The organism is Thalassotalea sp. G20_0 (assembly GCF_017744175.1).
Classification (GTDB): domain Bacteria; phylum Pseudomonadota; class Gammaproteobacteria; order Pseudomonadales; family Endozoicomonadaceae; genus Endozoicomonas.
In genome coordinates this window covers 1-678 of the sequence record NZ_JAGHQV010000393.1, presented here as the reverse complement: position 1 = coordinate 678, position 678 = coordinate 1, and the positions used below count along the sequence as shown (strand labels likewise).

The following is a 678-nucleotide window of genomic DNA, read 5'->3' as shown; positions in this document are numbered from 1 at the left end:
GAGCAGCGCCGGACAGTTTTTGATGGCTACCCTGGGAAGCATCGTCAACTGGTTCAAATCTTTAGGCGGAATAGTGGATTGGGTGATCGACAAACTGAACATGATCCCCGGGGTAAATATCGGAACCGATTCCGCAGATATGACCACCGATCTCTCCTACCGAAACGAAGGGCTCACCAGTGAGGTGCCCGCCGGAGGCGTCACCAGTCAGATCAGTAAATCCATAGCGGACAACTCCAACAGCAACACCACCGTGAACATCCAAACCACTGAACCTATTTCGCCTCAGTATGTTCAGAATCAAATCTGGCAGGCTGCGCCATGAACCCATTGGCTAGCGAATGGAAAGACATTCTGATCACGGATCGGGACATCACCCTGGACCCGGCAGGCATTCCAGATTATGTGACCCACCGCCCCTCCATCACTCAGGATATTGTCCATATGATTCTGGAAAGCGGGCTGCTGATCGAACTGGTGGGGGAACGCTCCCGGGCAAAATGGACCGGCAATATGACCCGTATTGAGATGCTGGTAGAAGATGACCAGCGCATTATCCCCGGCACCGTGGTGATTGACTGGGACGATCCGGAACAGATTGTACTGTTTGCCGAAAGCGTGATGGGTGAGGTTTCTGTAAATCTGTCCGTTCCGGACAATCCGGTGGAGGGTCAATCA

The 678-nt window shown here is 52.9% G+C and carries 1 protein-coding gene and 1 pseudogene; both read left to right on the top strand.

The window, feature by feature from the left end; all coding sequences use genetic code 11:
* Positions 1-325 (top strand): annotated as a pseudogene (locus tag J7438_RS26680) (hypothetical protein); the annotation flags it as partial.
* Positions 322-678 (top strand): DUF2590 family protein (locus J7438_RS26675; RefSeq protein WP_209279046.1); only part of this gene is annotated, 357 nt, incomplete at its 3' end. The pseudogene J7438_RS26680 and the gene J7438_RS26675, both read left to right, overlap by 4 nt.